This is a genomic window from Paenibacillus sp. 01T431, from assembly GCF_056398625.1.
The window spans coordinates 408700-434106 of record NZ_JBFTPT010000004.1 but is presented as its reverse complement, the minus strand read 5'-3'; the positions used below and the strand labels follow the sequence as shown (position 1 = coordinate 434106).

24 protein-coding genes are annotated in these 25407 nt (G+C 43.0%); 5 read left to right on the top strand and 19 right to left on the bottom strand.

All coding sequences use genetic code 11. The annotated features are described in order from the left end of the window. Nucleotides 1-43: 43 nt before the first annotated feature. Nucleotides 44-856: a GNAT family N-acetyltransferase gene (locus AC1DM9_RS09730; RefSeq protein ID WP_477579692.1), complete on the bottom strand. Its 813-nt coding sequence runs from the start codon at nucleotides 854-856 to the stop codon at nucleotides 44-46. A 54-nt stretch (nucleotides 857-910) separates the two neighbouring features. Beyond that, on the bottom strand, nucleotides 911-1861 hold the full coding sequence (locus tag AC1DM9_RS09725; RefSeq protein WP_477511667.1) for a substrate-binding domain-containing protein: 951 nt from the start codon (nucleotides 1859-1861) through the stop codon (nucleotides 911-913). 158 nt (nucleotides 1862-2019) lie between these two features. Between AC1DM9_RS09725 and modA the strand changes: the two genes are divergently transcribed. Continuing rightward, the gene (gene modA / locus AC1DM9_RS09720) at nucleotides 2020-2862 is read left to right on the top strand and encodes a molybdate ABC transporter substrate-binding protein (protein WP_477579690.1); all 843 of its coding nucleotides are present in this window, start codon (nucleotides 2020-2022) and stop codon (nucleotides 2860-2862) included. A gap of 85 nt (nucleotides 2863-2947) precedes the next feature. Here the strand turns inward: modA and AC1DM9_RS09715 are convergent, their stop codons facing one another. Then, nucleotides 2948-3355: a TerB family tellurite resistance protein gene (locus tag AC1DM9_RS09715; RefSeq protein WP_477511656.1), complete on the bottom strand. Its 408-nt coding sequence runs from the start codon at nucleotides 3353-3355 to the stop codon at nucleotides 2948-2950. 152 nt (nucleotides 3356-3507) lie between these two features. On the opposite strand from AC1DM9_RS09715, the gene AC1DM9_RS09710 reads away from it, so the two are divergent. Then, nucleotides 3508-4410 (top strand): YihY/virulence factor BrkB family protein, encoded by a 903-nt coding sequence (locus AC1DM9_RS09710; RefSeq protein ID WP_477511655.1) that lies wholly within the window; start codon nucleotides 3508-3510, stop codon nucleotides 4408-4410. Between the two features lie 99 nt (nucleotides 4411-4509). Next, the gene (locus tag AC1DM9_RS09705; RefSeq protein ID WP_477511654.1) at nucleotides 4510-5334 is read left to right on the top strand and encodes an alpha/beta fold hydrolase; all 825 of its coding nucleotides are present in this window, start codon (nucleotides 4510-4512) and stop codon (nucleotides 5332-5334) included. 130 nt (nucleotides 5335-5464) lie between these two features. Here AC1DM9_RS09705 and AC1DM9_RS09700 read toward each other — a convergent pair whose 3' ends face one another. The 10 genes from AC1DM9_RS09700 to rpiA all read right to left on the bottom strand — a co-directional run bounded on the left by AC1DM9_RS09700 (nucleotide 5465) and on the right by rpiA (nucleotide 16516). After that, nucleotides 5465-5974, bottom strand: a complete 510-nt coding sequence (locus AC1DM9_RS09700; protein WP_477511653.1) for a hypothetical protein — start codon at nucleotides 5972-5974, stop codon at nucleotides 5465-5467. A gap of 146 nt (nucleotides 5975-6120) precedes the next feature. Next, the gene (locus tag AC1DM9_RS09695) at nucleotides 6121-7563 is read right to left on the bottom strand and encodes a bifunctional 2-methylcitrate dehydratase/aconitate hydratase (protein ID WP_477511652.1); all 1443 of its coding nucleotides are present in this window, start codon (nucleotides 7561-7563) and stop codon (nucleotides 6121-6123) included. Nucleotides 7564-7586: 23 nt separating this feature from the next. Then, nucleotides 7587-8708: a bifunctional 2-methylcitrate synthase/citrate synthase gene (prpC, locus tag AC1DM9_RS09690; protein WP_477511651.1), complete on the bottom strand. Its 1122-nt coding sequence runs from the start codon at nucleotides 8706-8708 to the stop codon at nucleotides 7587-7589. After that, the gene (prpB, locus tag AC1DM9_RS09685; protein ID WP_477579686.1) at nucleotides 8698-9597 is read right to left on the bottom strand and encodes a methylisocitrate lyase; all 900 of its coding nucleotides are present in this window, start codon (nucleotides 9595-9597) and stop codon (nucleotides 8698-8700) included. Before prpB ends, prpC begins: the two co-directional genes overlap by 11 nt. A gap of 22 nt (nucleotides 9598-9619) precedes the next feature. Next, a complete protein-coding gene (locus AC1DM9_RS09680; RefSeq protein ID WP_477579684.1) occupies nucleotides 9620-10768 on the bottom strand; it encodes an acyl-CoA dehydrogenase family protein in 1149 nt (382 codons plus the stop codon). 23 nt (nucleotides 10769-10791) lie between these two features. Then, nucleotides 10792-11655 (bottom strand): 3-hydroxybutyryl-CoA dehydrogenase, encoded by an 864-nt coding sequence (locus AC1DM9_RS09675; RefSeq protein ID WP_477579682.1) that lies wholly within the window; start codon nucleotides 11653-11655, stop codon nucleotides 10792-10794. Between the two features lie 16 nt (nucleotides 11656-11671). Next, nucleotides 11672-12844 carry an acetyl-CoA C-acetyltransferase gene (locus AC1DM9_RS09670; RefSeq protein WP_477511647.1) on the bottom strand — a complete coding sequence of 391 codons (1173 nt, stop codon included), beginning with the start codon at nucleotides 12842-12844 and terminating at the stop codon, nucleotides 11672-11674. Nucleotides 12845-12857: 13 nt separating this feature from the next. Continuing rightward, nucleotides 12858-13997, bottom strand: coding sequence for an acyl-CoA dehydrogenase family protein (locus tag AC1DM9_RS09665; protein ID WP_477579680.1), 1140 nt, complete (start codon nucleotides 13995-13997; stop codon nucleotides 12858-12860). 203 nt (nucleotides 13998-14200) lie between these two features. Continuing rightward, nucleotides 14201-15772, bottom strand: a complete 1572-nt coding sequence (locus tag AC1DM9_RS09660; RefSeq protein WP_441886276.1) for an ABC-F family ATP-binding cassette domain-containing protein — start codon at nucleotides 15770-15772, stop codon at nucleotides 14201-14203. Between the two features lie 81 nt (nucleotides 15773-15853). Continuing rightward, nucleotides 15854-16516: a ribose-5-phosphate isomerase RpiA gene (gene rpiA, locus AC1DM9_RS09655; protein ID WP_477511644.1), complete on the bottom strand. Its 663-nt coding sequence runs from the start codon at nucleotides 16514-16516 to the stop codon at nucleotides 15854-15856. Nucleotides 16517-16714: 198 nt separating this feature from the next. Between rpiA and AC1DM9_RS09650 the strand changes: the two genes are divergently transcribed. Then, nucleotides 16715-17005, top strand: a complete 291-nt coding sequence (locus AC1DM9_RS09650; protein ID WP_441886282.1) for a hypothetical protein — start codon at nucleotides 16715-16717, stop codon at nucleotides 17003-17005. A gap of 123 nt (nucleotides 17006-17128) precedes the next feature. On the opposite strand, the gene AC1DM9_RS09645 is transcribed toward AC1DM9_RS09650, so the two are convergent. From AC1DM9_RS09645 to AC1DM9_RS09630, 4 genes are all read right to left on the bottom strand, one after another. Continuing rightward, nucleotides 17129-18769, bottom strand: a complete 1641-nt coding sequence (locus AC1DM9_RS09645; protein ID WP_477579677.1) for a diguanylate cyclase — start codon at nucleotides 18767-18769, stop codon at nucleotides 17129-17131. Nucleotides 18770-18787: 18 nt separating this feature from the next. Then, complete coding sequence (locus AC1DM9_RS09640; protein ID WP_477579675.1) at nucleotides 18788-21628, bottom strand: ATP-binding protein; 2841 nt, start codon at nucleotides 21626-21628, stop codon at nucleotides 18788-18790. After that, entirely contained in the window at nucleotides 21621-21986 is a 366-nt protein-coding gene (locus AC1DM9_RS09635; RefSeq protein ID WP_076265936.1) for a response regulator transcription factor, read from the bottom strand. Before AC1DM9_RS09635 ends, AC1DM9_RS09640 begins: the two co-directional genes overlap by 8 nt. A gap of 200 nt (nucleotides 21987-22186) precedes the next feature. Continuing rightward, nucleotides 22187-22453, bottom strand: a complete 267-nt coding sequence (locus tag AC1DM9_RS09630; protein WP_054024760.1) for a CD3324 family protein — start codon at nucleotides 22451-22453, stop codon at nucleotides 22187-22189. A 612-nt stretch (nucleotides 22454-23065) separates the two neighbouring features. On the opposite strand from AC1DM9_RS09630, the gene AC1DM9_RS09625 reads away from it, so the two are divergent. Continuing rightward, nucleotides 23066-23575 carry a C40 family peptidase gene (locus AC1DM9_RS09625; RefSeq protein ID WP_477579673.1) on the top strand — a complete coding sequence of 170 codons (510 nt, stop codon included), beginning with the start codon at nucleotides 23066-23068 and terminating at the stop codon, nucleotides 23573-23575. Between the two features lie 81 nt (nucleotides 23576-23656). Here the strand turns inward: AC1DM9_RS09625 and AC1DM9_RS09620 are convergent, their stop codons facing one another. Next, a complete protein-coding gene (locus tag AC1DM9_RS09620) occupies nucleotides 23657-24436 on the bottom strand; it encodes a Cof-type HAD-IIB family hydrolase (RefSeq protein ID WP_441886354.1) in 780 nt (259 codons plus the stop codon). Between the two features lie 123 nt (nucleotides 24437-24559). Further along, complete coding sequence (locus AC1DM9_RS09615; RefSeq protein ID WP_477511641.1) at nucleotides 24560-25294, bottom strand: RNA polymerase sigma factor; 735 nt, start codon at nucleotides 25292-25294, stop codon at nucleotides 24560-24562. Between the last annotated feature and the right edge of the window lie 113 nt (nucleotides 25295-25407).

Sequence of the window (25407 nt, the reverse complement as noted above, 5' to 3'; positions counted from 1 at the left end):
GGATCAATAATAGCATGAAAAGCGTGAATACAAAATGTTCTTTTTATTTTTTCATAATGGATCTCGTCCATGCGATATGTAATCCGGCTCTTTCCATATTATGTTGACTGCTTGATCCGAAGCTAGCCTGTGCTACGACGAGCTCACAGCCTGCAAGATGCGCTTCATGTAGACGCCTGCTTAATAGTGCTGTTTGCAGCCCTTGATTTCTAAATGTAGGGGCAGTAGCCGCTAGAGCACACGAGGCGATTCCATCCTCATTCATATGCATGACACCTACACTAGCAGGTATGTCATTTAAATACGCTAGATAGATTTTCCACCCTTTTCGATTCAGTAAACCAATATTGTTATTAACAAAATGGTGTTTATCGGACAATGACATGCCTGATCCTAGGCAATGGATTTCAGCATAATGATCGAACTCCTCCTCGGTTATGACTTCCGAAATCGTGATATGAGGATGCAAAACAGGTTTCTCTTCACTTGGCAGTCCATAAAGAACAGAATGAAAGCCATTTTGTCGAAAACCGAGCTCTGCCAATTTCCCAAACAGAGCAGCTGTGCATTTTATAGGATCCAAATCAATTTGAAAGCTTCTGTCTCTTGCTTCATAAAACTTGATAATCTCCTCCAGCTTGTCGCTGTCCTCATCGCCCAAACCTTTTACCGAATTAAAAATGCCCCAAGGCATTGTTTTTATATAGTAAGCTGCAGCTTGGCCATAATGAGTAATCTCGACTCCTTCAGGATTGCCTGGTCTCTCCCCTATGGAACTAATTCTTGATGTAAGATATTCCATTTCTGATTGCTGTATTCGTTTAATTAACACTTCATTCAAAATGGGAAGTTTCATCTCCATCCATCCTTGCGCATTATAATGGGATTCATCTGAAAAGTGAAATCTGCATTAACATTCATAAAGAACATTTCCTGTCTGTGATAAGTCATAGCCGGAAATAGCTGCAAGCTCCTGTTGAAATGAAGCGGACTTCAAAATTTCGATAATCAAGTTAATGAGATCGCTATTCTCTGAATTTTTCATAATGACAAGATCGTAACGTTCACTAACTAAAGGAATAAAGTCCACTCCAGTTACGATCGCTGCTGCTTTTTCTATCCCAACTCCAACATCTGCCTCGCAACCCGCCACTTTTGCTGCAACGCCTAGATGATTTGTCAGTTCGTCCTCATAGCCGAGAAGCTCACGTGCCGAAATACGATGCAATCGAAGCTGTTCCTCTAACAATACACGAGCCCCGGAGCCTTTTTCTCGATTAATAATACGTAAGTCTGTCTGAACAAGATCGCTCCATCCTTTTAGGTTTCGCGGATTCCCTTTTTGGACAAATAATCCGGCTTTCCTAGATAGCAGATTAATAACAACGTATGACGAGCCGACGAGCAGCTTGCGTATGTACGGAATATTGTATTCGCCCGTATCGCCGTCTAACAGATGGGTGCTTACGACATCGGATTGCCCATTATACATGGAGATCAAACTGTCTAGACTGCCGGCATTAGACCGCAGTGGGCGAAGTGCGTGTGTATATTTCTCAATATGCCTTCCGAGTATGTCGAGGCTGATGTCTTGTCCTGTGATGACAATGGAGCGAGCGCCAAGGCTCTGGCGTGCTGTGCTTGCAGCATCTGGTTGAATAATTAAAGCGTCACGCAAGCTTTGCTGGTTCCCCTTTGAGCGCTGCTTATAGGCTTCTAAATCAGAAGCATCCACTCTCATTTGTTTACCTACTCGGTATGAGGCCAAATCCCCTTTTTTGATAAGATCATAAACGGTTAATTTGGATATTTTGAGCAGCTTAGAGATTTCCTCTGTCGTATAGGAAATATTTTCAGATATGTTAATCACCTCTTAAGGATTGTATGCAGTAATCATTATTGTAGCATAAACAACGGAAATACTGTGGTGATTCGCTTTACAAATCTATTTCCTTCACCTTATAATCGGAAAATGGATTATGTCTATTTATATCTAAACATAACGAAAGAGGGTATTAAATGATTGATTTACTTAAAAAAAGCTATGTTTTATTGTATTTGGTTATGATTATGGTCGTTGTAACGGCCTGTGGTTCGAATCAAACGAATCAACCAAGCTCCACCAATCAACCAGAATCAACAGCAATTAGTACGGAAACACCTGCTGAAAATGTTGATTTAACGATTTCGGCAGCTGCAAGTTTAACGGATGCGTTAAAGGAAATTGAAACACAATTTAAGGTAATTCACCCTAATGTAAAACTGAATTTTAACTTTGGCGCTTCAGGCGCTCTTCAGAAGCAGATTGAAAATGGCGCGCCTGCGGATCTTTTCCTCTCAGCTGCTTCCAAAAACATGAAGTCACTAGTAGATGCGAAGCTGATTGCTGAGGATAGCCAAACAAATCTCCTCTCTAATGGTCTCGTGCTCGTCACTTCAAAAACGTCAAAAACGCAGCTTGCAAAGGTTAATGATCTGTTGAACGCTGATGTCAAAACGATTGCAATTGGCATCCCAGAGAGCGTACCGGCTGGAAGCTATACGAAAGAAGCCTTGGAACAAGCAAAGCTATGGGATAGCTTGCAACCGAAGGTTGTTCAAGCGAAGGATGTCCGTCAGGTTCTTCAGTACGTTGAAACAGGCAATGCAGACGCGGGTTTTGTTTATAAGACTGACGCTTTAACATCAGATAAAGTCAATATTGTCCTTACCGTTGATCCTGCAACATACACGCCGATCACCTATCCGATTGGTATCGTTACAGCAACAAAGCATCTTCCAGAATCGAAGCAATTTTATGATTATCTTCAAACGGCAGAGGCAATGGCTGTGTTTGAAAAATTCGGTTTTTCGAAGCCATAATGCATGTAAGAAAAAGCAGTACTTAAAAAACCTCTATTCTTCCACTGGGAAGAATAGAGGTTTTTTACTTATGTCTGCAATTTTATTAAGGGTTCAATATAAGCTTAAGGCCTTCAATTTTGAGCTGATCCATACGAATAACCCAGTTTTTAATGGATTCGCAAGTTTCTTCGTCTAGATTAAGAAGCTCTTTCATATCCTTTGTTAATTCTTTTTCATCGTCATTGTAGTCGCCGTCAGCGAATATGAGAAGCAGAATTTCTGCGAAAAAGATTTTTTTTACATGATCATCATTAATATTTACTAGTATATCTGCTAACTGCTTTTCGGATGAAAAGCTTATTACGGCTTGCTGCATATCCATCTCTTGCATATACGATTGAAGAAATCCTTGTTCTTTCTTGTGAATGAACCCATCAGCATTTGCTGCAAGATGTGCTAATTCGAGAAATGCTTCTTTTTGCTCCTTGGTTTGTAGAAAATGTAAAAACATAAGGTCCACTCCCTTCATTCGAAAATATTTACTCATACTCTTATTCGACATGATTTGACTATTTCCTACTTGCTGCTTATCTTTTCTATTTCAATAAATGTTTTGTAGCCTGCTATTTTGTTTAGTTTTATATCAAAAGGATGGTGGTCTTCATGAAACAAAAATTCAACACGATGCAATTTATAAAATGCTTATACAGCCGTTTTCGTGAGGATGATGTGCCTGCGCTTGGCGCACAGCTGACGTATTATTTGATCTTATCGTTTTTCCCCTTTCTTATATTTATGGTCAGTTTGCTTAGCTTTATCGAAATGTCTGGCGATAGCGTGATCGCAGAGTTTATTCGCCTTCTACCTGCAGAAGCAAGTGATACGATTAGCGGAATTCTTGCTGAAGTTGTAGATAACAGCAGCGGAACACTGCTGTCATTCGGTATGATTGCGACCATTTGGTCTGCCTCAAACGGTATTAATGCGATTTTGAAAGGATTGAACAAAGCGTACGATGTTGAGGAACAGCGACCGTTTTGGAAGGTACGCGGAATTTCGCTGCTATCAACAATTTTTTTAGTGGTCGTTATTGTTTTGGTCATGGTTATGCTTATTTTCGGTAAAGCTATTGGCGAATACTTATTTAAGTGGCTTGATTATCCAAATGGATTCGAATGGATTTGGAATGTATTGAAGTATGTCATACCAATTTCCGCAATGACAGCCGCCTTTTCCTTGCTTTATTGGATTGTTCCTAACAGAAGGCTGAGCTTAAAAGAAGCTGTGCCAGGTGCTTTATTTGCAACTTTTGGTTGGATTGCGACTTCACTTGTTTTTCAGTTCTATATGAACAATTTTGGGAACTATTCGAAAACATACGGCAGTCTTGGCGGAGTAATCATCCTGTTGATTTGGCTCTACATTAGCTCTATCCTCATCATGCTTGGCGGTGAAATCAATGCTACGCTTGCTTCAGCAAAAAGCATAATTCCACCCAATAACTCGGCTAGACATCGCTTTCGCATTCCGCTTAATCAGAATAAGGATATTAAAACGATAACATAAGTGGGAAATTTACAGCCTTGAACAGATACTGGGCGATGATTAACCTTAAATGGATTATAGGCATATGCTGAATAATCTGATTTTGAGGAGTAATGCTGCATGTATCAAATTGAACAAAACACGATTAACTACGCATATCCATACTCGGATGTTTTCGCAACCAGTGTAAGATTGATGCAGAGCGAACAGCCGCTCACTTTTGTTCTCGTTCATGGCTCCTGGGCGGATGCGAGCTTTTGGAATGGCATCGGTTATGAATTAACCAGTATGGGCCATACCGTGTTCGCGCCTGAATATCCCGGGCATGGTGCAGATCCTAATAAAAACGTCACTCATGAAATGATAAGTCATTCTGTTGCTGCTTCTATTGCGTCAAGAAATCTTCAGCAAATCATACTTGTGGGTCATAGCTTCGGAGGCTCCGTTATCCAAAAGGTTGCAGAGCTGATTCCAGAGCGTATTAGGAGGCTCGTGTTTTTGGATGCTTTTGTATTAAACGATGGTGAAATGGTCGCCGATGAATTTCCAGCCCCTGTAAAAGCTAGTTTCCAGCAGCTTAGGGAAAGCTCGAAGGATGATACGATCATGCTGCCATTTTCGCTGTTTCGTGAAACTTTTGTTAATTTGGCAAGCCTCGGCTTAGCAGAGAAAATGTACAGTATGGTAAGTCCAGAACCAGCAAAACCTTTTTATGAAAAACTCGATCTTAAAGTATTTTATAGTTTGAATATGCCGAAAAGTTATATTTTCTTAACGGAGGATAATGTTCTTCCACAGTACAACAGCGAATATGGATGGCATCCGCATATGTCCAACCGACTGGGCTTGTTCCGATACATCCAAGGTCATGGCGATCATATGTCAACTGCAAAGACGCATCCTGAGATGCTTGCTCATCGTATCTATGAAGCTGGAAGAGATTAAACGGATAAATCAGATTGAAGAAAATATAAACGTTATTTCAAAAGCATCAAGTGAAACATAAAAAGCGCGTGCCGATTAAATATCGGCACGCGCTTGTTGTGTTGCTTCTCTCATAAATGTAAAAGGTTATTTAAGGAACGAATTGCTGGACGATGCGTACGATTTCCCCGTTCTTGATCGTCATATGATAAGGAAAGCTCTTCATATCGAAGTCGTCTTCCGTATTGATGAGTTCAATAAACTTTTTAACTGAAATCGGTTCATTCCAAACAATATCTGCTTCATTAATATTGCCCGTTCGATTATAGATTTGCATAAGCACCTCAGCGTTATCGGCTATCGGTAAGTCACGCAATGTTTCATCATCATTCTCAATGTAATAACCATCTGGCGGGGCATCGAGCCCAGAATCCTTTTCACGCTCAAGGAAAATTTTTGTCGCTGCATCACCCTCGTACCAATCGATTTGGTCGATAGATAATGTGTAATGATTATTTTCCCCTTTTGTCATTGAAACGTAGCCAGTTATCATATCCGGTGTTTGTTCTACCGGTGTATATTCACGGCCTCCCGCCGGCGCAAAGCTAAAGGCCGTGAGACAAGCTATCGCAACAGTTGCGATCAATACATATTTTTTCATAGCGCAGACGCTCCTTCTATATGGTATATATTCTTATTCGGCTTACTTATACAATATAACGAAATGGGGGTGCAGAAAGTTACAGAAAAGCTACAAAAAAAAATAGATTTTAAAAAGAAAAACCTGCGCTGTACGCAGGCATTTACCTAAATAACAAATAGTTCCATAAACTGCTGTACGGGCGTGTTCTCTAATACGTTTTGGTCTTGGCAAAGCTCTAATATCGCTTGTGTTTGCTTGGATGGGAACCTGCTCTTCAAACTGGCATCAAACTTCGCAAGCAGAAGCGGTATGGCTTCCTGACGTCTGCGCCGATGGCCGATTGGGTATGCAATCTCGATCTTCTCAGTGGATGTTCCGTCTTGGAAAAACACTTGAATGGCATTGGCAATCGAGCGTTTATTAACATCCAAATAATCATGTGAGTAAGTGATATCTTCAGTCGTAACCATTTTCTTGCGAAGCTCATCGATACGACTGTCACTCGCATAATCATCCTCATAATGATCGGCAGTTAAATGTCCATGAATCAGGCCAATTGCGACCATATATTGAATGCAATGGTCACGATCCGCAGGATTATGGAGCGGTCCTGTTTTATCGATGATTCGCAGTGCGGACTTATGTGTAGTAATGATTATTTTATCAATTTCATGCCATCTGTCATTCACACTCGGGTGCAGCAAGATAGCAGCCTCCACCGCAGTTTGGCCATGGAATTCAGCGGGGAAAGATATTTTAAACAATACGTTTTCCATAACATAAGCTTCAAAATCCCGTTTAATGGAAAAGGAATTCCCTTTAAACAGCACATCATAAAATCCCCATTCCGGCGTAGTTAGTGCAGCGGGATAACCCATCTCTCCTTTTAGCGCCATCAATGAAAGCCTAAGCGCGCGAGCTGTGGCATCGCCGGCTGCCCATGACTTTCTCGAACCTGTATTTGGCGAATGACGATAAGTACGAAGCGGATGACCATCAATCCACGCATTGGATAAAGCATCAATAATTTCATCTGTCGTCCCGCCTAGCAGCGCAGTCACTACAGCAGTTGAGGCAATCTTTACGAGAATAACATGATCGAGCCCTACGCGGTTAAAGCTGTTTTCAAGTGCAAGAATGCCTTGAATTTCATGAGCCTTGATCATAGCCGAAAGCACATCTCTCATGACAAACGGCGGTTTGCCCTCGGCTATGTTTTTCCTGCTTTCATAGTCCGCAGCAGCTAGTATAGCTCCAAGATTATCTGATGGATGGCCCCACTCCGCTGCAAGCCAAGTATCATTGTAATCGAGCCAGCGGTTCATACATCCAATGTTAAATGCTGCAGTGATCGGATCAAGCTGAAATGAAGTTCCAGGAACACGAGCTCCATTCGGAACGAGAGTTCCCGGTACGGCCGGGCCTAGCAGCTTCGTGCATTCGGGATACCTAAGCGCTAACAACCCGCAGCCAAGCGTATCGATGAGACAATATCGAGCGGTATTATAAGCTTCTTCGCTAGCTATCGTATAATTTGCAGCATATTGTGCAATAGCAACCAACACTTGATCCGGCTTTGGCCTCTCATTACTCTTTAAAGTGGACATTATTTTCGCATCCCCCTCCTCATTTAGGATCGTTGCTCGATAGGCAGCCAAGGCAGCAAATCACTGCCTATATAATCGGCATTTGGACGAATGATTCGATTGTTTGCACGTTGTTCAATGATATGGGAAGCCCAGCCGCTGGTACGAGAAATAACGAAGATCGGTGTAAAAAGTGAGGTTGGAATGCCCATAAATCGATAGGCTGACGCGCTGTAAAAATCCAAATTGGCAAATAGTTTTTTCTCTTGCAGCATTATTTTCTCTATAGACTCGGAAATTGGATAAATGATTGAATTCTCAGCCCCTGCAGAGAGTCTATTTGACCAGTATTTAATAATATCGGATCGTGGGTCAGAAACAGAATAAACACGATGTCCAAAGCCCATAATTAATTTCTTGTCCTTCAGCATTTGCATAATTCCGATCTCGGCTTCGCGCACGCTGCCGAATTGTTCAATCAGCTCCATCGCGGCTTCGTTGGCACCGCCGTGAAGAGGTCCACGGAGTGTGCCAATGCCAGTCGTAATGGCGGAATACATATCTGATAAAGTAGATGCAGTAACACGTGCTGCAAATGTAGAAGCGTTGAATTCATGCTCCGCATACAATACAAGTGAAACATCAAAAGCTTTCTCATGAAGCTCGTTCGGGCGTTGATCATGAAGCAGCTGCAGAAAATGTCCAGCAACACTTTGTTGATCTGTCTCTGTATCAATCCTTCTCCCACTCTTCTGATAATGATACCAATATAATAAAATAGAGGCGCTGCAGGCTATTAATCTATCAGCGATGTGGGAAGCGTCACGCTCCTCATTTTCTGGTTCGAACGCAGCTAACGCCGAAACCCCCGTTCGAAGCACATCCATTGGATGTGTGCTGCTCGGCAGCTGCTCCAATATGTTCAATACACCTGCTGGCAGTTGTCTAAGTGACGCAAGCTTCTTCCTGTAATCTTTTAACTGGACATCGCTTGGCAAGGCTCCATATAACAGTAAAAAAGCAGTTTCTTCAAAGCTGCCATGAAGGGCGAGATCATCAATCGAATAACCTCGATAGGTTAAGCCCTTTCCTGCTTTTCCGACTGTCGAAATCGAAGTCTGTCCCGCTATAACGTCGGCGAGACCGCCTTGTTTTTTAGTTGTCATGACGGTTCTCCTCCTCTTTGACTCCATAAAGCTGATCCAGCTTCTCTTCGTAGCTCAAATAATCGAGGAGGTCATAAAGCTCTGCTCTAGTTTGCATAACATTTATGACATTTTTCTGTGTTCCTTCTTGTTTTATCGTTTCATAGACATGAAGAGCTGCTGCTGACATTGCGCGAAAGGCGGATAACGGATAAAGAGCTAAGCTGACACCTGCATGCTCAAGCTCATTTATCGTATACAGCGGAGTTTGCCCGAACTCCGTAATGTTTGCGAGTATAGGAACCTTCACCGCATCAGCAAAGGCTTGATAATCCTCAAGTTTTGTTATTGCCTCAGGGAAAATCATATCTGCTCCGGCCTCCACACATGCGCATGCCCGTTCAATCGCTGCTTCTAACCCTTCTACCGCAAGCGCATCCGTGCGAGCCATAATGACAAACTGATCATCTTCTCTTGCGTCTGCAGCTGCTTTAATCCGATCAATCATTTCCTCCTTGCTTACGATTGCTTTGTTAGGGCGATGCCCGCAGCGTTTAGCCAGGATTTGATCTTCAATATGAACGCCGGCGGCTCCCGCACGGTTCATCAGCTTAATCGTTCGCGCAATTTGGAAAGCTCCTCCAAAGCCCGTATCCACATCTACGAGCAGCGGCAGCTCTGTAACACTCGTTATTCTTCTTACATCCTCAAGACAATCCTGCAGCGTTGTAATCCCAAGATCAGGCAGACCGAACGACGCATTAGCAACACCTGCACCAGATAAATACAAAGCGCGAAACCCTGCTCTTTCCGCCATTATTGCCGAAAAGGCATTAATAGCGCCTGCGATCTGCAAAGGCTTCTCGACTTGAAGCGCCTCGCGAAATCGCTCTCCGGGAGTATGACCCATCTCGCCACCGCCTTTTTAGAAATCATAATGATTTGAGTATTTTGCCGCTAATTACGATTCGGTGAATTTCGTTTGTTCCCTCGTAAATTTGAGTGGCTTTCGCATCTCGGAACAGTCGTTCTATCGTTGATCCTTGCAGGCAGCTGTCTGATCCGAGCATTTGCATAGCCTGGCTAGTCACTGCAACTGCTGTATCAGATGCGAACATTTTGGCCATGGATGCTTCCTTCGTACAAGGCAAACCTTCTTGATGCAAATACGCCGCGCGATAAACGAGCAATCTCGCTGCCTCTACTTTAGCTGTTATGCCAGCGAGTTTAACTTGCTGATGCATTGCCTTCTGATCTGGCTTTAACAACAATGAAGCCTTCGGTTGGAAGCGGTCATTTAGAATGTTTAGTGCAGCTTGCGCAATTCCGAGCGCTTGGGCGCTGATTCCGATACGTCCGCCATCAAGGGAGCCTTTGGCTATGGAAAAGCCTTTGCCTTCTTCGCCAAGTCTCTGGGAAACGGGTATCCTTAATTGATCAATTATTAGCTCACAAGTATTCGATCCGTGCAAACCTAATTTTTTTTCTTTTCTTCCGATCGTTAGCCCTTTTGTTTCACTTTCAATAATAAAAGCGGTAATGCCGTATGCCCCTTTGCTTGCATCAGTCACTGCAAATGCAACATAAACATTGGCCGCGCCGGCATTCGTGATAAATACCTTTGATCCGTTCAAAACATAATATTCTCCGTCTAATACTGCTGTTGTTCTTATAGAGGAAGCGTCCGAACCCGCGTGAGGCTCTGTTAACGCGAAAGCGCCTAAGCGCTCACCCGAAGCAAGCTTGGGAACATAGCTTGATATTTGAGTAGGCGTACCATAATGCAGGATTGGCAAAGTGCAAACCGAAGTATGAACGGACAAGATGACGCCAAGCGCTGCGCTTATCTTTGATATTTCGTTAACCGCAGCAATATAGGAAATAAAATCGCAGCCTGCTCCTCCCCATTGCTTAGGAATTGGAATGCCCATAAAGCCTGCTTGTGATAGTTTTTCAATGAGAAGGCTGGGAAATTGATCATGTTGCTCCATGATCGGCACAGCGCTGACTACTTTTGTCTCAGCAAAATGTCGTACCGCTTGTTTTAGCTCTAATTGTTCCTTTGAAAGTCGGAGTTCCATCGCCCGTCTCCCTTCGGATGTGCCTATTCCTTCTCATTTGAGTACACATAAAAGCCGCGTCCGGCTTTCCTGCCTAGCCAGCCAGCCTGCACATATTTGCGCAGCAGCGGGCATGGTCTATACTTTGAATCGCCGAATCCAGCCTGAAGTGTCTCCATGATTGCTAAGCAAGTATCGAGCCCAATAAAGTCGGCAAGCGCAAGCGGACCCATCGGATGGTTCATGCCAAGCCTCATCACTTGGTCTACAGCTTCAGGCTCAGAGACCCCCTCATACACCGTGTAAATCGCTTCATTTATCATAGGCATCAGAATTCGATTGGAGACAAAGCCTGGGAAATCTTGAACCTCAATCGGCGTTTTCTTGATTGTGAGCGTCAATGCTTTTATTTTTTCAAATGTATCGCTCGAAGTCTCAAGACCTTTAATAATTTCGACTAATGGCATAATAGGTACGGGGTTCATGAAATGCATGCCGATTACAAGTGAAGCTCTTTTTGTTGCTGAAGCTATTTCTGTAATTGATAACGAGGATGTATTGGTAGCCAAAATGGCATTTGGTTTACAAATTTGATCAAGCTTTTCAAAAAGCGCTTTTTTCATCGTCATATTCTCTGGCGCAGCTTCAATCATTAGATCAGAGCGATTGGCGCACATTAAGTCTGTCGAAGGTATGATGGATTTTATGGTCTGGGTTCGATCAGCCTCGCTAATATTTCCTTTGGCGGCAAGTCGAGTCAGCGAAGTATTAATTGAGGCAATCCCCCTTGCCACGGCAGCTTGCTCAATATCGTAAAGGGTTACCTGCAACCCATTTTGCGCTAACGTCTGTGCAATTCCGCTGCCCATTTGTCCAGCTCCAATTACGGTAACGGTTTGGATAATCATGAGCACCCCCTTTGCCTTAGCCCTCCACCTGAATGAGCATGGCATCACCCTGGGCTCCGCCGCTGCAGATGGCAGCAATGCCTAAACCGCCGCCGCGGCGCTTCAATTCATAAATTAAAGTGAGTAAAATTCTTGCGCCGCTTGCACCGATTGGATGGCCAAGCGCGATCGCACCGCCATTCACATTGACCTTCTCCTCATCCCAGCCTACTATTTTTCCGCAGCTGAGGATGACAGAGGCAAACGCCTCGTTCACCTCAAATAAATCAATGTTTTTTAAAGGAATGCCCGTTTTTCGCAATAGCTTTTGGATTGCAAGCGCTGGAGCAGCAGCTAAATTAGGAGCACTCGCACCAATGGTGCTATGTCCGATAATTTTGGCAAGCGGCTTGTGTCCGCCTCGTCTCGCTTCTTCCTCCGACATGAGGAGCATAGCGGCGGCGCCGTCATTCACACTCGGAGCATTCCCAGCCGTAATCGTACCGCTCGGACCATGAATCGGTTTTAGCAGCGCAAGCTTCGACAAATCCGTGTTAAAACGTGGTCCTTCGTCGATGGCCAAGATAGCGTTTGCAGAAGTGTAGTAAGGCTGAACTTCATCCTCAAATAATCGCAGATTTGCAGCTGAGCTCGCACGGTCATGACTCCTTAATGCCCATTCATCTTGTTCCGTTCGGCTAATATTATGATCTGTTGCAATTTTGTTGCCATAAACAGCCATCAGTACATCTTCGAAAGGACAAAGCAGACCATCATGAATCAATAAATCCGTCAGTTCGGCATTTCCCAGCTTGTTTCCCCATCTAGCCGTTCGAACAGCAAATGGCGCCTGACTCATGCTCTCCATTCCGCCAGCTAATATTATGTTTGCATCTCCAGCACGTATGATCTGATCTGCCATAGAGATGGCTCGCAAGCCTGAAGCACAAACTTTGTTAATCGTTTCCGCTGGAACGCTCCAATCGATTCCGGCAAGAATGGCAGCTTGTCGAGCTGGATTTTGGCCGCAGCCTGCTTGAAGCACCATTCCCATCATGACGGCATCAGCTTGACTTGCGTGTATGCCCGTTTGCTGCATGGCTCCTTTAATGACGGCAGCGCCCAGCTCAACTGCTTTCTCATTTTTGAACATGCCGCCTAGCTTTCCGAATGCTGTTCGTTTCCCTCCTATAATAACGGTCTGGCGCATGGTGATATACCTCCTACTCCTTCAGCATCCGATGGATGCAATCCACTTCCATCCCGCCTGTGCCAAGCCCCGTTTCCACACATTTTGCATCCCTTAAAAACCGTTCCATCCGATATTCTTGCATATAGCCATAACCGCCAAATATTTGTACAGCCTCAATCGCAACGGCAACAGCCATTTCTGCCGCGAACTTACGCGCGATGGCGGCTTCCTTTGCAAAACTTAAGCCTTCATCCTTGCGCCACGCCGCTTGATAAGCGAGAAGCCTGGCTGCTTCCAGCTGAGTTGCCATATCTGCAAGCTTGAAAGAGATGCCTTGCTGCTTTCCAATTAAATGACCGAATTGCTTGCGTTCCTTGGCATAGGCAGCTGCAGCTTCAAAAGCTCCTTGGGCAATGCCAATGGATTGCGCAGCTGCACTCAAATGCCCGATATCGATGGAATTCAAAATGATTTCAAATCCTTGACCATCTTTTCCGATTTTGTTTGTCTCAGATAACTCACATTTATCCAGCTTCACATTTGAAATGTGGAAAGAACGCAATCCCATCGTTCGTACTCGCTGCCCAATTTGCCATCCAGCTGTACTCGTTTCTATTAAAAAAGCAGTACATAACGATTTCTTTCGTTTTAACTCCGTCTTTGCAATAACAATGCAATAATCCGCAATATCTCCATGAATGACACATTTATGCTCGCCACATAGCTCCCAGTGATCTCCTCGTCGACGTGCTGAAATGCTGCTGCTCAATCCCTCGTTCCCCACTACTGTCGATGGCAGAGCGCATCCACCCAGCTTTACACCTTTTGCGAGGTCCTTAAGATACAAAGCTTTTAAAGCGTCGCCGCCAAAAGTGAAAATCGGCATAGCAGCATAAACCGTATGGGCGGCAAGCTGAGCAGCTGTAGAAGCGCAGACACGAGCCAGTTCTTCTATCACAATAATGAAAGTCATCCAATCGCTGCCGGCACCGCCATTTAAGTCATCAATAGGTATGCCTGTTATGCCTAGTTTAGCCAGCTGGTCAAATAACGATCGATCATACTGCTCCTTCTCATCACGTTCGACTGCTCTAGTTGCAACCTCGCTTTCTGCAAATTCCCTTAACACTGCGCGAGTCATTTCCAGCTCATCGGATATAGAAAATTGCATCTCACTCCACTCCTTCTTATAAGAGGCATGGTTAGTGGACAATGTTCGACGGTATCCGCACGTATCGTAGTATATGAAGACAGACCGCTGAAAAATGACTTCGATCTCTCGCCTTATATGCAGCTTATCTTTAACATTTGAGCTCGGATAAACAAAAAAAAGCCAACCCCATTAGGTTGGCTTATACTATGTTTTGCTGTGAGCTATACACTTTGTTGAGTAATTACTCCACCCGGTTCGAAGGTCAGCAGCTTTGTAGCTATTTTATCAATGAAGAAACGATCATGGCTTACGGTGAGTACTGCTCCAGGGAAATGAATTAACGCCTGCTCCATCACCTGTATGCTGGTCAAATCCAGATGATTGGTAGGCTCATCCAATATGATGAGTTCGGCGCCGGACAGTAAACATTTTGCGAGTGCCACACGTGCCTGTTGACCGCCGGATAAACTTCCGATCACTTTTTGAAGGTCTGCTTCCGAGAACTGCAGCATAGAAAGAAATTTATTCACTTTCTTGCGAGGGGCATTAAGGCCAAGGCCATAGATGTTCACTGCATGGCTTACCGTATCCTTCTGATCGAGCTCGTCCCACATGCGATTGAAATAGGCGTAGCTTACGCCTTTGCTAAACTGCACGGCACCTGAATCAGCCGGTTCTTGTCCTGTTAACACTTTAATTAAAGTGGATTTTCCGCTGCCATTTGAACCGATAATAGCAATCCGGTCTTCCTTCTGGATATCAAAGCTGACATCTTGAAAGATAACACGCTCAGCATAGTTTTTGCTTATTGCATCGACAGTGCATAAGTTGTCTGGAAAACGCAAATTTTCATAAATATCAGTAATCAGAACGTTTACAGGATGCGGCTCTACTCTTTTCTTCATATCAGCCAGCTTCCGCGACAGACGATCTTTGGAAGACTTCCTGCTCGAACGGTTGTCGATTTCTTCGGCTTCCATAAGCAGAAGCTCCTCTTCCCATTCGAACTGCCGATCAAGTTCTTTCTTGCGCAGCTTCTTCTTCCGAATATAATCGGTATAATTGCCTTCGTATTCTTGAAAATGATAATTTTCAATCTCAATGGTACGAGTCACTACCCGGTCAATAAACTGCCGATCATGAGATACCAAAATCATTGTGCCGCTAAAGCGATTTAACCATTGCTCCAGCCAAGCCAGCCCGTCGAGGTCTAGAAAGTTCGTCGGCTCGTCCAGCAGTACGACGTCTGGCAGCTCAATTAACATTTTGGCTAGTGCGGCGCGGTTGCGCCAGCCGCCTGACAATTGATCGATAGGCTGTTGACGCGATTGCTCATCAAATCCAAGCTTAGTGAGTACGGTATCGATCTCTACAGCAGCATTCCAGCCATTATGATGCTCCATCTGCTCGAAGAGATCTGCTTGACGATTCAGCAGCTGATCCATTTCATCAGCATCAACGGTAATACCAAGCTTTTCTCCGATTTCCCCAAGCTCGCGTTCGATGCTCCAAATATGCTCATAACAAAGCTCCAGCTCTTGTTTGACGGAACGATTGCCGCTAAGCTCTGAGAACTGTGAGAAGTAGCTCACCTTAACCTTCGGATCAACCTCTACCTTCCCTGCTGTAGGCTCTTCTCTGCCTAAAATAAGTTTAAATACGGTCGATTTTCCTGCGCCGTTACGGCCTATAAGACCGATTCGTTCCCCTTTGCTTATACGAAAATAAATATCTCGAAAAATAAGTGTATCTTCATACTTTTTCGTTACGTTCTCCAACCGAATGACGCTCATGTCGCTCACCTCTGTATATGGTTGTAAACCACTTTCGGGTGATGTGTCAAGCTAAGTGCAGCATACATCTATTAGACAGCTTTACAACAGCTTCACTGTACCATTGGTATAACCTACGATGACCTTAGTTGCCATACCGATAAACAATCCGTTATCGACGACACCAGGGATGAGATTTAATGTATGTTCCAGCTGTTCTGCTTGTGAAATGATACCAAACTGACAATCTACAATAAAGTTGCCATTATCCGTTACAAACATTTGATTTTCTTTCGTTCTCACTGTCGTCTCAGCGCCGAGATTACGCAGTTTTCTTATTGTCATTTCGTAACCAAACGGAACGATTTCTACCGGGAGCGGGAAACGTCCCAATTGCGCGACATGCTTGCTTTCATCTACGATGATAATTAGCTGCTTACTGGCGGCAGCTACGATTTTCTCTCGGAGCAGCGCGCCTCCTCCGCCTTTGATTAAGTTCCATTCGTTATTTACTTCATCTGCGCCGTCAATTGTCACATCAATTTGCTCAATCTCTGCGAATGGAAGCATCGTTATGCCAAGCTCTATCGCAAGCTCTTCAGAAGCTCTCGACGTAGCAATCGCCTTAATCGATAGGCCCTCCTTTACTTTTTGGCCGATTTTTTGAATCGCCCAATAAGCGGTTGATCCTGTTCCTAATCCCACGACCATTCCGTCCTTAAGAAACTCGACAGCTTTTTCGGCGGCTAATTTTTTTGAGTCCATTTATACAGCTCCTTCACTCAATCAATCGTATTTTGTAAAAAAATATTGTACTCACTATATTAATGGAGAGTCATCTCAAATGAACGCTATTTATGTCGTTAATTATTAATTTTCACATGCATCAACCGACAAACATCACATCACGAATCTGGTAGACTAGCAATTAGGTTGTCCCACCACAGAATAGGAGCGCTGATTATGCACACAATTTCGAATGAACAATTTACGAATGAAACGATTGCTTTTGACGGATTTAGCTTTATCGGGTGTACCTTTTCGAACTGCGTCATCATTATCACTACGCTGGACTTTAATTTTGAACGATGCTCTTTTTATGATTCTTCCCTGCACGTCAACCCGAAACTTCCCATATTCGCGATCTCTCACAAGCTTTCACAGTCTACTTATGATTCAGACACGAACTGTTATCAGAACGATTATAAGTATCCCCAAACCGTTGTAGAATTACCGGAAGCCGTCCATCGCTGATTCGGTTTAATTTTTCTAAACATACTATTCCCTAATAGGGAATGCAAGTCTGTAATCAAAGGATGCCCTATAAAAAAAATCGCGCTTCTTATCGAAGCGCGATTTTTTGTGCTATTCCTTAATCTAGTTAACGATTCGACTAGCCAATCGTTCGATTCGCAGCACAAGCTCCTGCATATGAAATGGCTTAACGACGTAATCATCTGCACCAATTTGTAGTGCATTGACGATATCAGAAGTATTATTGCGGGCCGTCAGCATGACGATCAACAGCTGTTGTTCAGGATAATTGAGGCGCAGCTCCTTTAATACCTCTAATCCGTCCAAATCAGGCATAGAGCCATCGAGCAGGATAATATACTTTTCACTCTCTTTGTACCAGTTGGAGGATAAGAACGTTCTACCGTCTGCATAACCTTCTGCTTTTACCTTCGTATGATTCGTAGGTTTCCAGTTAAAAAATCGATTGATGATAATCTCTCGGATTAATGGATCATCATCAACGACAATGATGTTTAATATCGATTCGTTTTTGGAATGGTTTAATGCCTTGGAATAAACAACCGTTTGGTTTCGTCCTCCGCGTTTCCCACTGTATAAAGCTTGATCCGCTTCATCTACCAGGGTAGCAGAATGGCTATTAAGTTCCGTTATTTCTGTGATTCCTGATGAAAATGTGACTTGAAAGTTAGAATCACTCGTTTGAAATTTAATAGCATTAAATTTAGTGCGCAGACGCTCCATAAGGTAAGCGGCTTGAACTGCATCCGTATTCGGTAAAATAAGAGCAAATTCTTCCCCGCCATATCGGCATAAAATGTCTCTTGGCCTGATCGCATGTTGTGTAGTTGCCACAAAGGCTTGAAGCACCTCATCCCCTTGAAGATGACCATAGGTATCATTTACAAGTTTGAAGTAATCCAAATCAATCATAACGAGTGAGAAAATATCGTTTGAGCGCTTAAAGCTGTCGATATGCTGCCGCATCATTTGATTGAAATGCTTGCGATTGTAAGCGCCTGTTAACTCATCAATAATGATCGAGCGTTCCCAGTCCATCTTCATCGCAAATCGATTGTCGATGAGAGCCTTAAGCAGCTCAACATCAAACGGCTTGGCAAGAAAGTCCATCGCACCGGATCGATAGGCGTTAACTTGTTTTTCGACGGATACATTCCCGCTGACCATAATAATCGGAATATGCTGCTGCTTCGCCTTATCAACGATTTGATTAAGAACATACATGCCGCTTCGATCGGGCAACACGATATCAAGAAGGATGAGATTAGGCTTCCATTCGTAGAACAGCTTTAAACCGCGCTCCGCATTCAGAGCAATGCTTACTGGATAATCATTTTTCTCTAAAACTTCTTTGACATAGGTTACAAATTCAACATCATCATCAATGACAAGTACACGATTGTGATGCTTTGAATGATCATCAAGGGAATCGGCCTGACCCTCATTTGCATTGTCGAGTCCGTCTAGCAGCTGCAGTACTTGAGGAAACATGGCCGTTAGTGGCAGCAAATGCTCTGACCACTCCTCGCGTATGTACGTTTTTTTGCTTTTTTCAGAAAACAATTGTTCTTTGGATTCCGAAAACTTTTCAACCTCACGCAGCCCAATCGTACCGCTTGTCCCTTTAAGATTATGGAAAAATCGATGAATATCTTGTTCCTCAACTGCTGTCTGATTGGACCAATCATCGATCGTCTGTGTAATTCGCTGTTGAATCAGTTGTTTATATTTTTCCGTCTTCATGAAAATGGGCTCCCCCAATTATCGCAGCAAACGAGAGATTGCTGCACTTAGTCTGCCAGGTAAATAGGGTTTCACAAGGAATTCATTAATTCCCCATTGTGCAGCTTTTTCTTTCTCTTCGAATGCGCTCGAAATGATGATTGGCGTATTTAGCAATACATCGGATTTCTTGATTTTGCTAATAATATCCCAGCCGGTAATTCCTGATTCCAGCATCAGATCGATGACCACGATATCCGGTTTGAGCTGTTCAATTGCATTAATAGCCAATCCACCTTCTGTGAACAGGTGAACATGAAATCCACTAGACCTCAATTCATCACGGAGTAAAGTGGACAAATTAAGGTCGTTTTCAATCAGCATCACTTGAATGGACGTCTCAGAAGAAGTATTTTCCTTCAACTCATCGTTTTGTATTCGTTCTTGCTGCTTAGCCAGTGGAAGCGTCACGATAAAGGTACTTCCATGTCCGAACTCGGAAAAAACTTCTATTTTGCCATCATGTCTTGTAACAATCTCTTTTACGATTGCCAAGCCTAAGCCAGTCCCGCCAATTTCTCTTCGATCTGAATTATCGACACGATAAAACTTGTTGAAGAGATTAGGCAATGCATCCTTTGGTATGCCAAGTCCCTCATCTTCTAAGCGAATGACGATCATATCTTTGTTAATGCTGCTAAACAAAGTGATTTGTCCGCCATTTGGCGAGTATTTAATAGCGTTGCTCAATAAATTAATGAATACCTGAAGCATTTTATCTTTATCTGCAATTACAATTGCTTCTTGTGCATCATTTTGCCATGTGATTTGATGGATGCTGGCAGACATTTGCTGCATGTCGATGGCTTCTTTAATTAATGGCGTTAATGATGTGCTTTTCATTTCATAGGTTTGTTTACCTGATTCCATTCGTTGCAAATCTAAAAAGTCATTAATTAACGTCGTTAATCTTCTTGCTTCTTGATAAATCGTCGATACATATTTCCGCTGGCGCTCCGGCTTCAGTTCCCGGTGAAGCAGCAGCTCTGCGAATCCAAGCACACTTGCAAGCGGCGTCCGCAGCTCATGACTAACTGTACTTACAAACTCAGATTTCATCCGGTCAACCTCGTACTCCTTCGTGATGTCACGGTGAACGAGCAATAACCCGAATTGTTGACCATTGCGGTACAAGGGCTCGCAATAAATTTGAATGAATTTTCTTTCTGGTTCTGTAATTTCATAGTTCATGCTGCGCAAGCCATTATAATGTCCATTTGAGATAAGCCCAGTCATAAATTGAATTAACGGTTCAGATTCAACAACAGAGGATTGGACAAAACCTTTGAATTGCTCAAAAGGCATATTGATTGTCCCTTTTTCATGATTGAAAAATCCGAATATCTCAGCCATTTTGTGATTAATTTGAAGCGTGCTGCCATCTAGATCAAGCAATTGTATGCCTTCTTGAATGGTGTTCAGTATATCTCCAGTCATCAAGCGCTGCTTCTCCGACAGCTCGTACAAATGCAGTTTATCGAAGGCTAATGACACTTGTGTCATCATGCCAACGATCTCTTCTTCCTCTTGCTTCGTAATCGTACGATTGACCTTCGTAATGACTAGGCAGGCAACCATTTCTTCTGATGCATTCAAAATGGGCAAGATTAAATCGGTAGCTTTCATAGCAGAATCGTGATATCCCTGTTCACCAAGTGAACATTCACGAATCATACTGTATGCTTGTTTGGTCTGTGAGGCACGTAATACGATGCCATCTTCCATTTGCTCAATAAACTGATTGGCTGAAGCATTTGAAATCCCTACGGATGCGCAATCATGCTCTCTATTCATCATCACAATTAAGCCTTTATCGGAATCGGTGATAGCGACAATATTAGAAATGATGCTTTGCAGCAGCTCTTGTTTATCGAGGGTATTAGAGAGGGATTGTACAAGCTGGTTGCGCTTCTCCAAATATTTCTCATTTTGCTCCATTACGCCTACGGCGATCTGCAGTTCCTCTTGCTGCGCCTGCAGCTCATCCTGCTGCGCAATAAGTTCTTCGTTTTGAGCGAGAAGCTCCTCTTCTTTACTTTGGATTTGCGTCATCATTTTCTTAAAGGTTCGTGCCAGCTCTCCAAGCTCATCTTCTCTTGTGAGATCCTCCGGCTCCGAATATTCACCATTCGCGAACTCACGAGCGTGGTTCGTCAATCTCATGAGCGGCACGCCAATATCTCTAGCCACTTTTCTCGTAATAAATGAAGCTATAATTAAGATAATAATGATGTAGCCTATTAATATAACGGCTTGGAGCGTTAGGCTGCGAAATAATTCATCGTTTTTTTGTTCAGCAAGCAGCTGTACTTGTTTCTCAAAATCACGTGAATAGCTAATTAGTTTATTTACAGGGTTATCCTCACCTGCGGATACAAGGACGCGAAGCGCTTCATAATTTTGAGCTTTTGAATATTCAATCGCTTTCGGCAAAATGTTTTCAAAGTAATTAACGAAAAAGGACTCAATATTGTTCATCACTTCTTGTTCCGTTGCATTAATCGGATAGGTTTTGATTTTTGCTAGAGATTGATCCAGCAGCTTCTTCTCCGAAAAAATCTGCTTATATTCGAAATCTGTTAAATAGACATAGTAACCGCGCGCTCTCAAAATAATATCATTGGAATGATCGGCAATTTGCGCGACAAGCTCTTGCTTCTCTCTCATTTGAACCGTTTCGGACTCATAATTTTTTAATATAATAACCGAGATTGTCAGCACGGCAACAGCCCCAATAAGAATAAGCGATAAAGCAAGCACCATCATCGCTACGAACTGTCGTGTAATTCTTTTCTTATAGAAGAGACGCAGCTTACCCACGTAACATCTCCTCTACCTTATCGATTAGCTCAAGCGGACTGAAGGGCTTAGACATAAAGCCATCGGCGCCAGCGAGCAGCACTTTCTCTTGTTCGGCTTGCTGGCTCTTCGCTGACAGCATAAGAATGCATGAATGCTTGCGATCCTCCAGCAGCCTTGTTTTCTCTATGACTTCAATACCTGTCATCTTTGGCATCATGTAGTCTAGAATAATTAAATCAAAGTTAGTGTCCACAATTTTTTGTAACGCTTCTTCCCCATCAGCCGCTTCTTCGAGCGCATAACCTTCATCTTCGAGCGTATCCATAATAAGCATGCGCAGAACCGGCTCATCTTCTGCAATTAATAATGTTTTCATTTTCTTAATCCTCCACTGCCATTTGTTCTAGTGTTCATTCGACATCTATCGCCAAAAATACATCCATTAACATTTCGACGTTCGACAAAAAATCCCTCTTAAAGGTTTGTCTTAGTTGTGTCAATCCTACTTTTTACTCAATAATGACAACAAAAAAAGCAGATGCTCGCGGCAATCTGCTTTTTTTCAATATTTTTTCATTATCGTGATTTAACAATGATCTTACGAATGCTTTCGCACGATAAATGATATTTCCGCTCTAGATCAGCAACAGTCCAACCATTCGAATAATACAGGTAAATTTCTTTGTTTCGTTCGGCAAGCAGTTTCCGTGTGCCGCTTACCTCACCCCAATGCGCACGTTTCTCCGCAAGCTTAGGCACATAGATCAAATCACCTTGAATGTATTTTTGCAGCTCTTGCAATAGACTAGGGGGAAGCACGTCTCTCCCATTTTTGTAGTTCACAATAAATGTCCTCCTCGAACAAGCTAATCTTTTTAGAATTGTTTGCAGCAGTAGTGTTAATCAACATTTTTTGCTTCCTCCTTTCGATTTTTGGTAACGCTGAGTTTTTGTTGCAAGCAATAAAAGCCATGGATGTTATTCCCTCCACTTGAACTTCTTTCTTGTTGCACTTTCTTATTATATTGTAAGCATTTTCAGATGACAAGAAATGTTTAACAATAATTCCATTAATATTGGTTAGAACATTTTTAAAAGTAAAAAGGAGACCTTGCGGTCTCCTTCTAATGAGCGATCTCCGTTAAACGGAGATCACCTCCAAGTTGTTAATCAAATCGATCAGCTCCTTTCCTCAAGATTCGTCGGCCCGACTTCATCAGTATATATCCTGTATCCAGCTTGGCGATAGAGTAAAAACACTTATAAATGAACTTTACCAAATGGACAGCTGTCAAGTGAGAAAAAGTGAGTATTTTATCATCACTTTTTAATAAAGTTGTTTTTATTCAGCAGCAGCAAGGGTTTGCTTCCTCATAGGTAATTAGTGGGCATTTAATGTATGTTATGGTATTTCTAGCACATCACACAGACTACCTAATTTCAAGGAGGAACATCATGAATAACACAAAGAACAAAAAGATTAGTAGACTTATCGCAGGTATTGGAATCAGCTTATCTATTGCCATTGCCAGCGTGCCTGTCATAGCGCCTCAAGAAGCAAATGCAGCAACGGTATCAAGTACGTCCAAAGCAAAAAGTGTCATTGCAACTGGAAAAAAATATTTGGGCGTGCCTTATAAATTTGGTGCAAAATCTGGTATTACTAGCGCGTTTGACTGCTCGTCTTTCACGCAGTACGTATTTAAGAAAAATGGCATTAGTCTGCCTAGGTCTTCTAAACAGCAAGCGAAATCAGGCACTTATGTTTCGAAAAGCAATCTTAAACCAGGCGATCTTGTTTTCTCTGACACGAATCGTGATGGCATCATCAATCACGTAAGCATATATATCGGTAATGATAAACTCCTTCACACTTACAGAGTAGGTGTAGGCGTAACCATTTCCAAATTCAAAGGCAGCACATGGGACAAGCGTTATGTAACTGCTAGACGCGTAATTAAATAGTACGATAATAGGCAGATCTCTATTAAAGAGATCTGCCTTTTTTTATTTTACACATGTGAAGAACCGCGAGGCGTGCCTGCCCTAATCTTTTAATAAACCAAGCATGCGCAGGCCATACATAATGCCGTCCTCCGTTACATCCTTCGTTACATAACGTGCGGCTTGCTTCACTTCATCGGGTGCATTGCCCATCGCAACGCTGTGATAGACATATTGCATCATTTCCAGATCGTTTAAACCATCGCCAAATGCATAAATATTTTCACGGTCGAAACCGGATCGTTCAACAAGAGCATGAATTCCTTTTGCCTTTGAGCCACCAGGCGGTAAAATGTCACTGCCAAACAAATGCCAACGAATGAAGCCGAGCTCAGAAAAATTTTCCTTGTAGCAGCCCTCATCCTCTTGCTTGCAATAAAGCAGGCACTGATAAATATCTTTTCCTACATAATAATCAGGTTCCATAGGCGGCAGCTTCTTTTTTAACGGTTCGTGGGCATCCTCTAAATAAGCGGTTTCATGTGTACTGGAGCGCATACCTTCCGGTGTCATATAGACTAAAGGATGATTATTATTTAGAGTAATTTGCGTAAGCTCTGCAAGTCGGTCAGGATTAATCGAATGGCTGTACACAACTTCTCCATTGTACACCACGTAAGAGCCATTAAAGCTAACATAGGATTCTATGTTTAATTGTTCGCTAATGGGCTTCAGCATAAAGGGCCCTCTTCCCGTCGCAATAACGAGTTCATGGCCAGCTGCTTTCAATTGCTCAATCGCTTGGTGCGTAGATGGCGGTATTTTCTTCTCGTGATCAACCAAGGTACCGTCAATGTCAAAAAAAATAAGCTTGCGAGTCATCATTGTTTGCCTCAATCCTTCATATTCTATTCCTCTATTATAGCTTATTTCATAAAATTCTGCGTGGAGCTGCATACAGCAAATAAACCGACGCCTGCTGGCATCGGTTTTTTTCTTTATTGCTTATGCAGCCATTTGCACATTCACTGGGTTAGCAGCAAACACATGTGCTCCGCTTCTTGAGGCTTTGCGCTTATTGTTCTGTGCGATACCTACTAGGATTGGCGCTTCAGAAATATCTCGTTGTGCAAGCTCAACTAAAAGAGCTACATCCCCCGTCTGATAAGCAACCGCCATCGCTCTTAAGAAGCTTCGCAAATACTCATCATCAGGTAGTATAACAGCCTCTGCCTTCAGTTCCCGCTTGACTGCTTGCAAGGCTTCACGCGCGCGGTAATGGGCAGCCTTGATTGCACCAGGCGTCGTATTTAGCCGCTCGGCAGTTTCTTCGATTGAAAAATGAAGCACATCGCGCAAAAGAAACACAGTTCGTTGTAAAGGTGACAGATGTTGCAAGAGCGCGTACATCGCTTCTTCATGGTCAAGACTGCTTGAATAAGCTGCTATATCCAATGGCTTCGCTTGCTGGATGAGAAGTTGATATTGATTTTTTCTTCTTCGCTGGTCAATCCATGTATTTTTGGCGATGCGCAGCAACAAAGCTTCCGGATTATTGTGATTTGAATCAACAGCTGCCCGCAGCCCTTTTAGCCATGTATCCTGCACTAAATCCTCTGCATCCCATTTTGATTTTGTTAAAAACAAACAATATCGCTCAAGTGTTTTTTGAAGCTGATCAAGGTCAGCCTCTGTGCTTTTTACTACTGTATGGGGTAAAGATTTCAGTTCATTCATCATTATACCTCCTCGGCATTTACCTCTCTTCATCTTCTCAAAAAGGAGAACATCCTTATTGAAGTAAACGAATGAAGTGCGTCAAAAGATACGCTTCTTTCAAAAATTTTTCCCGT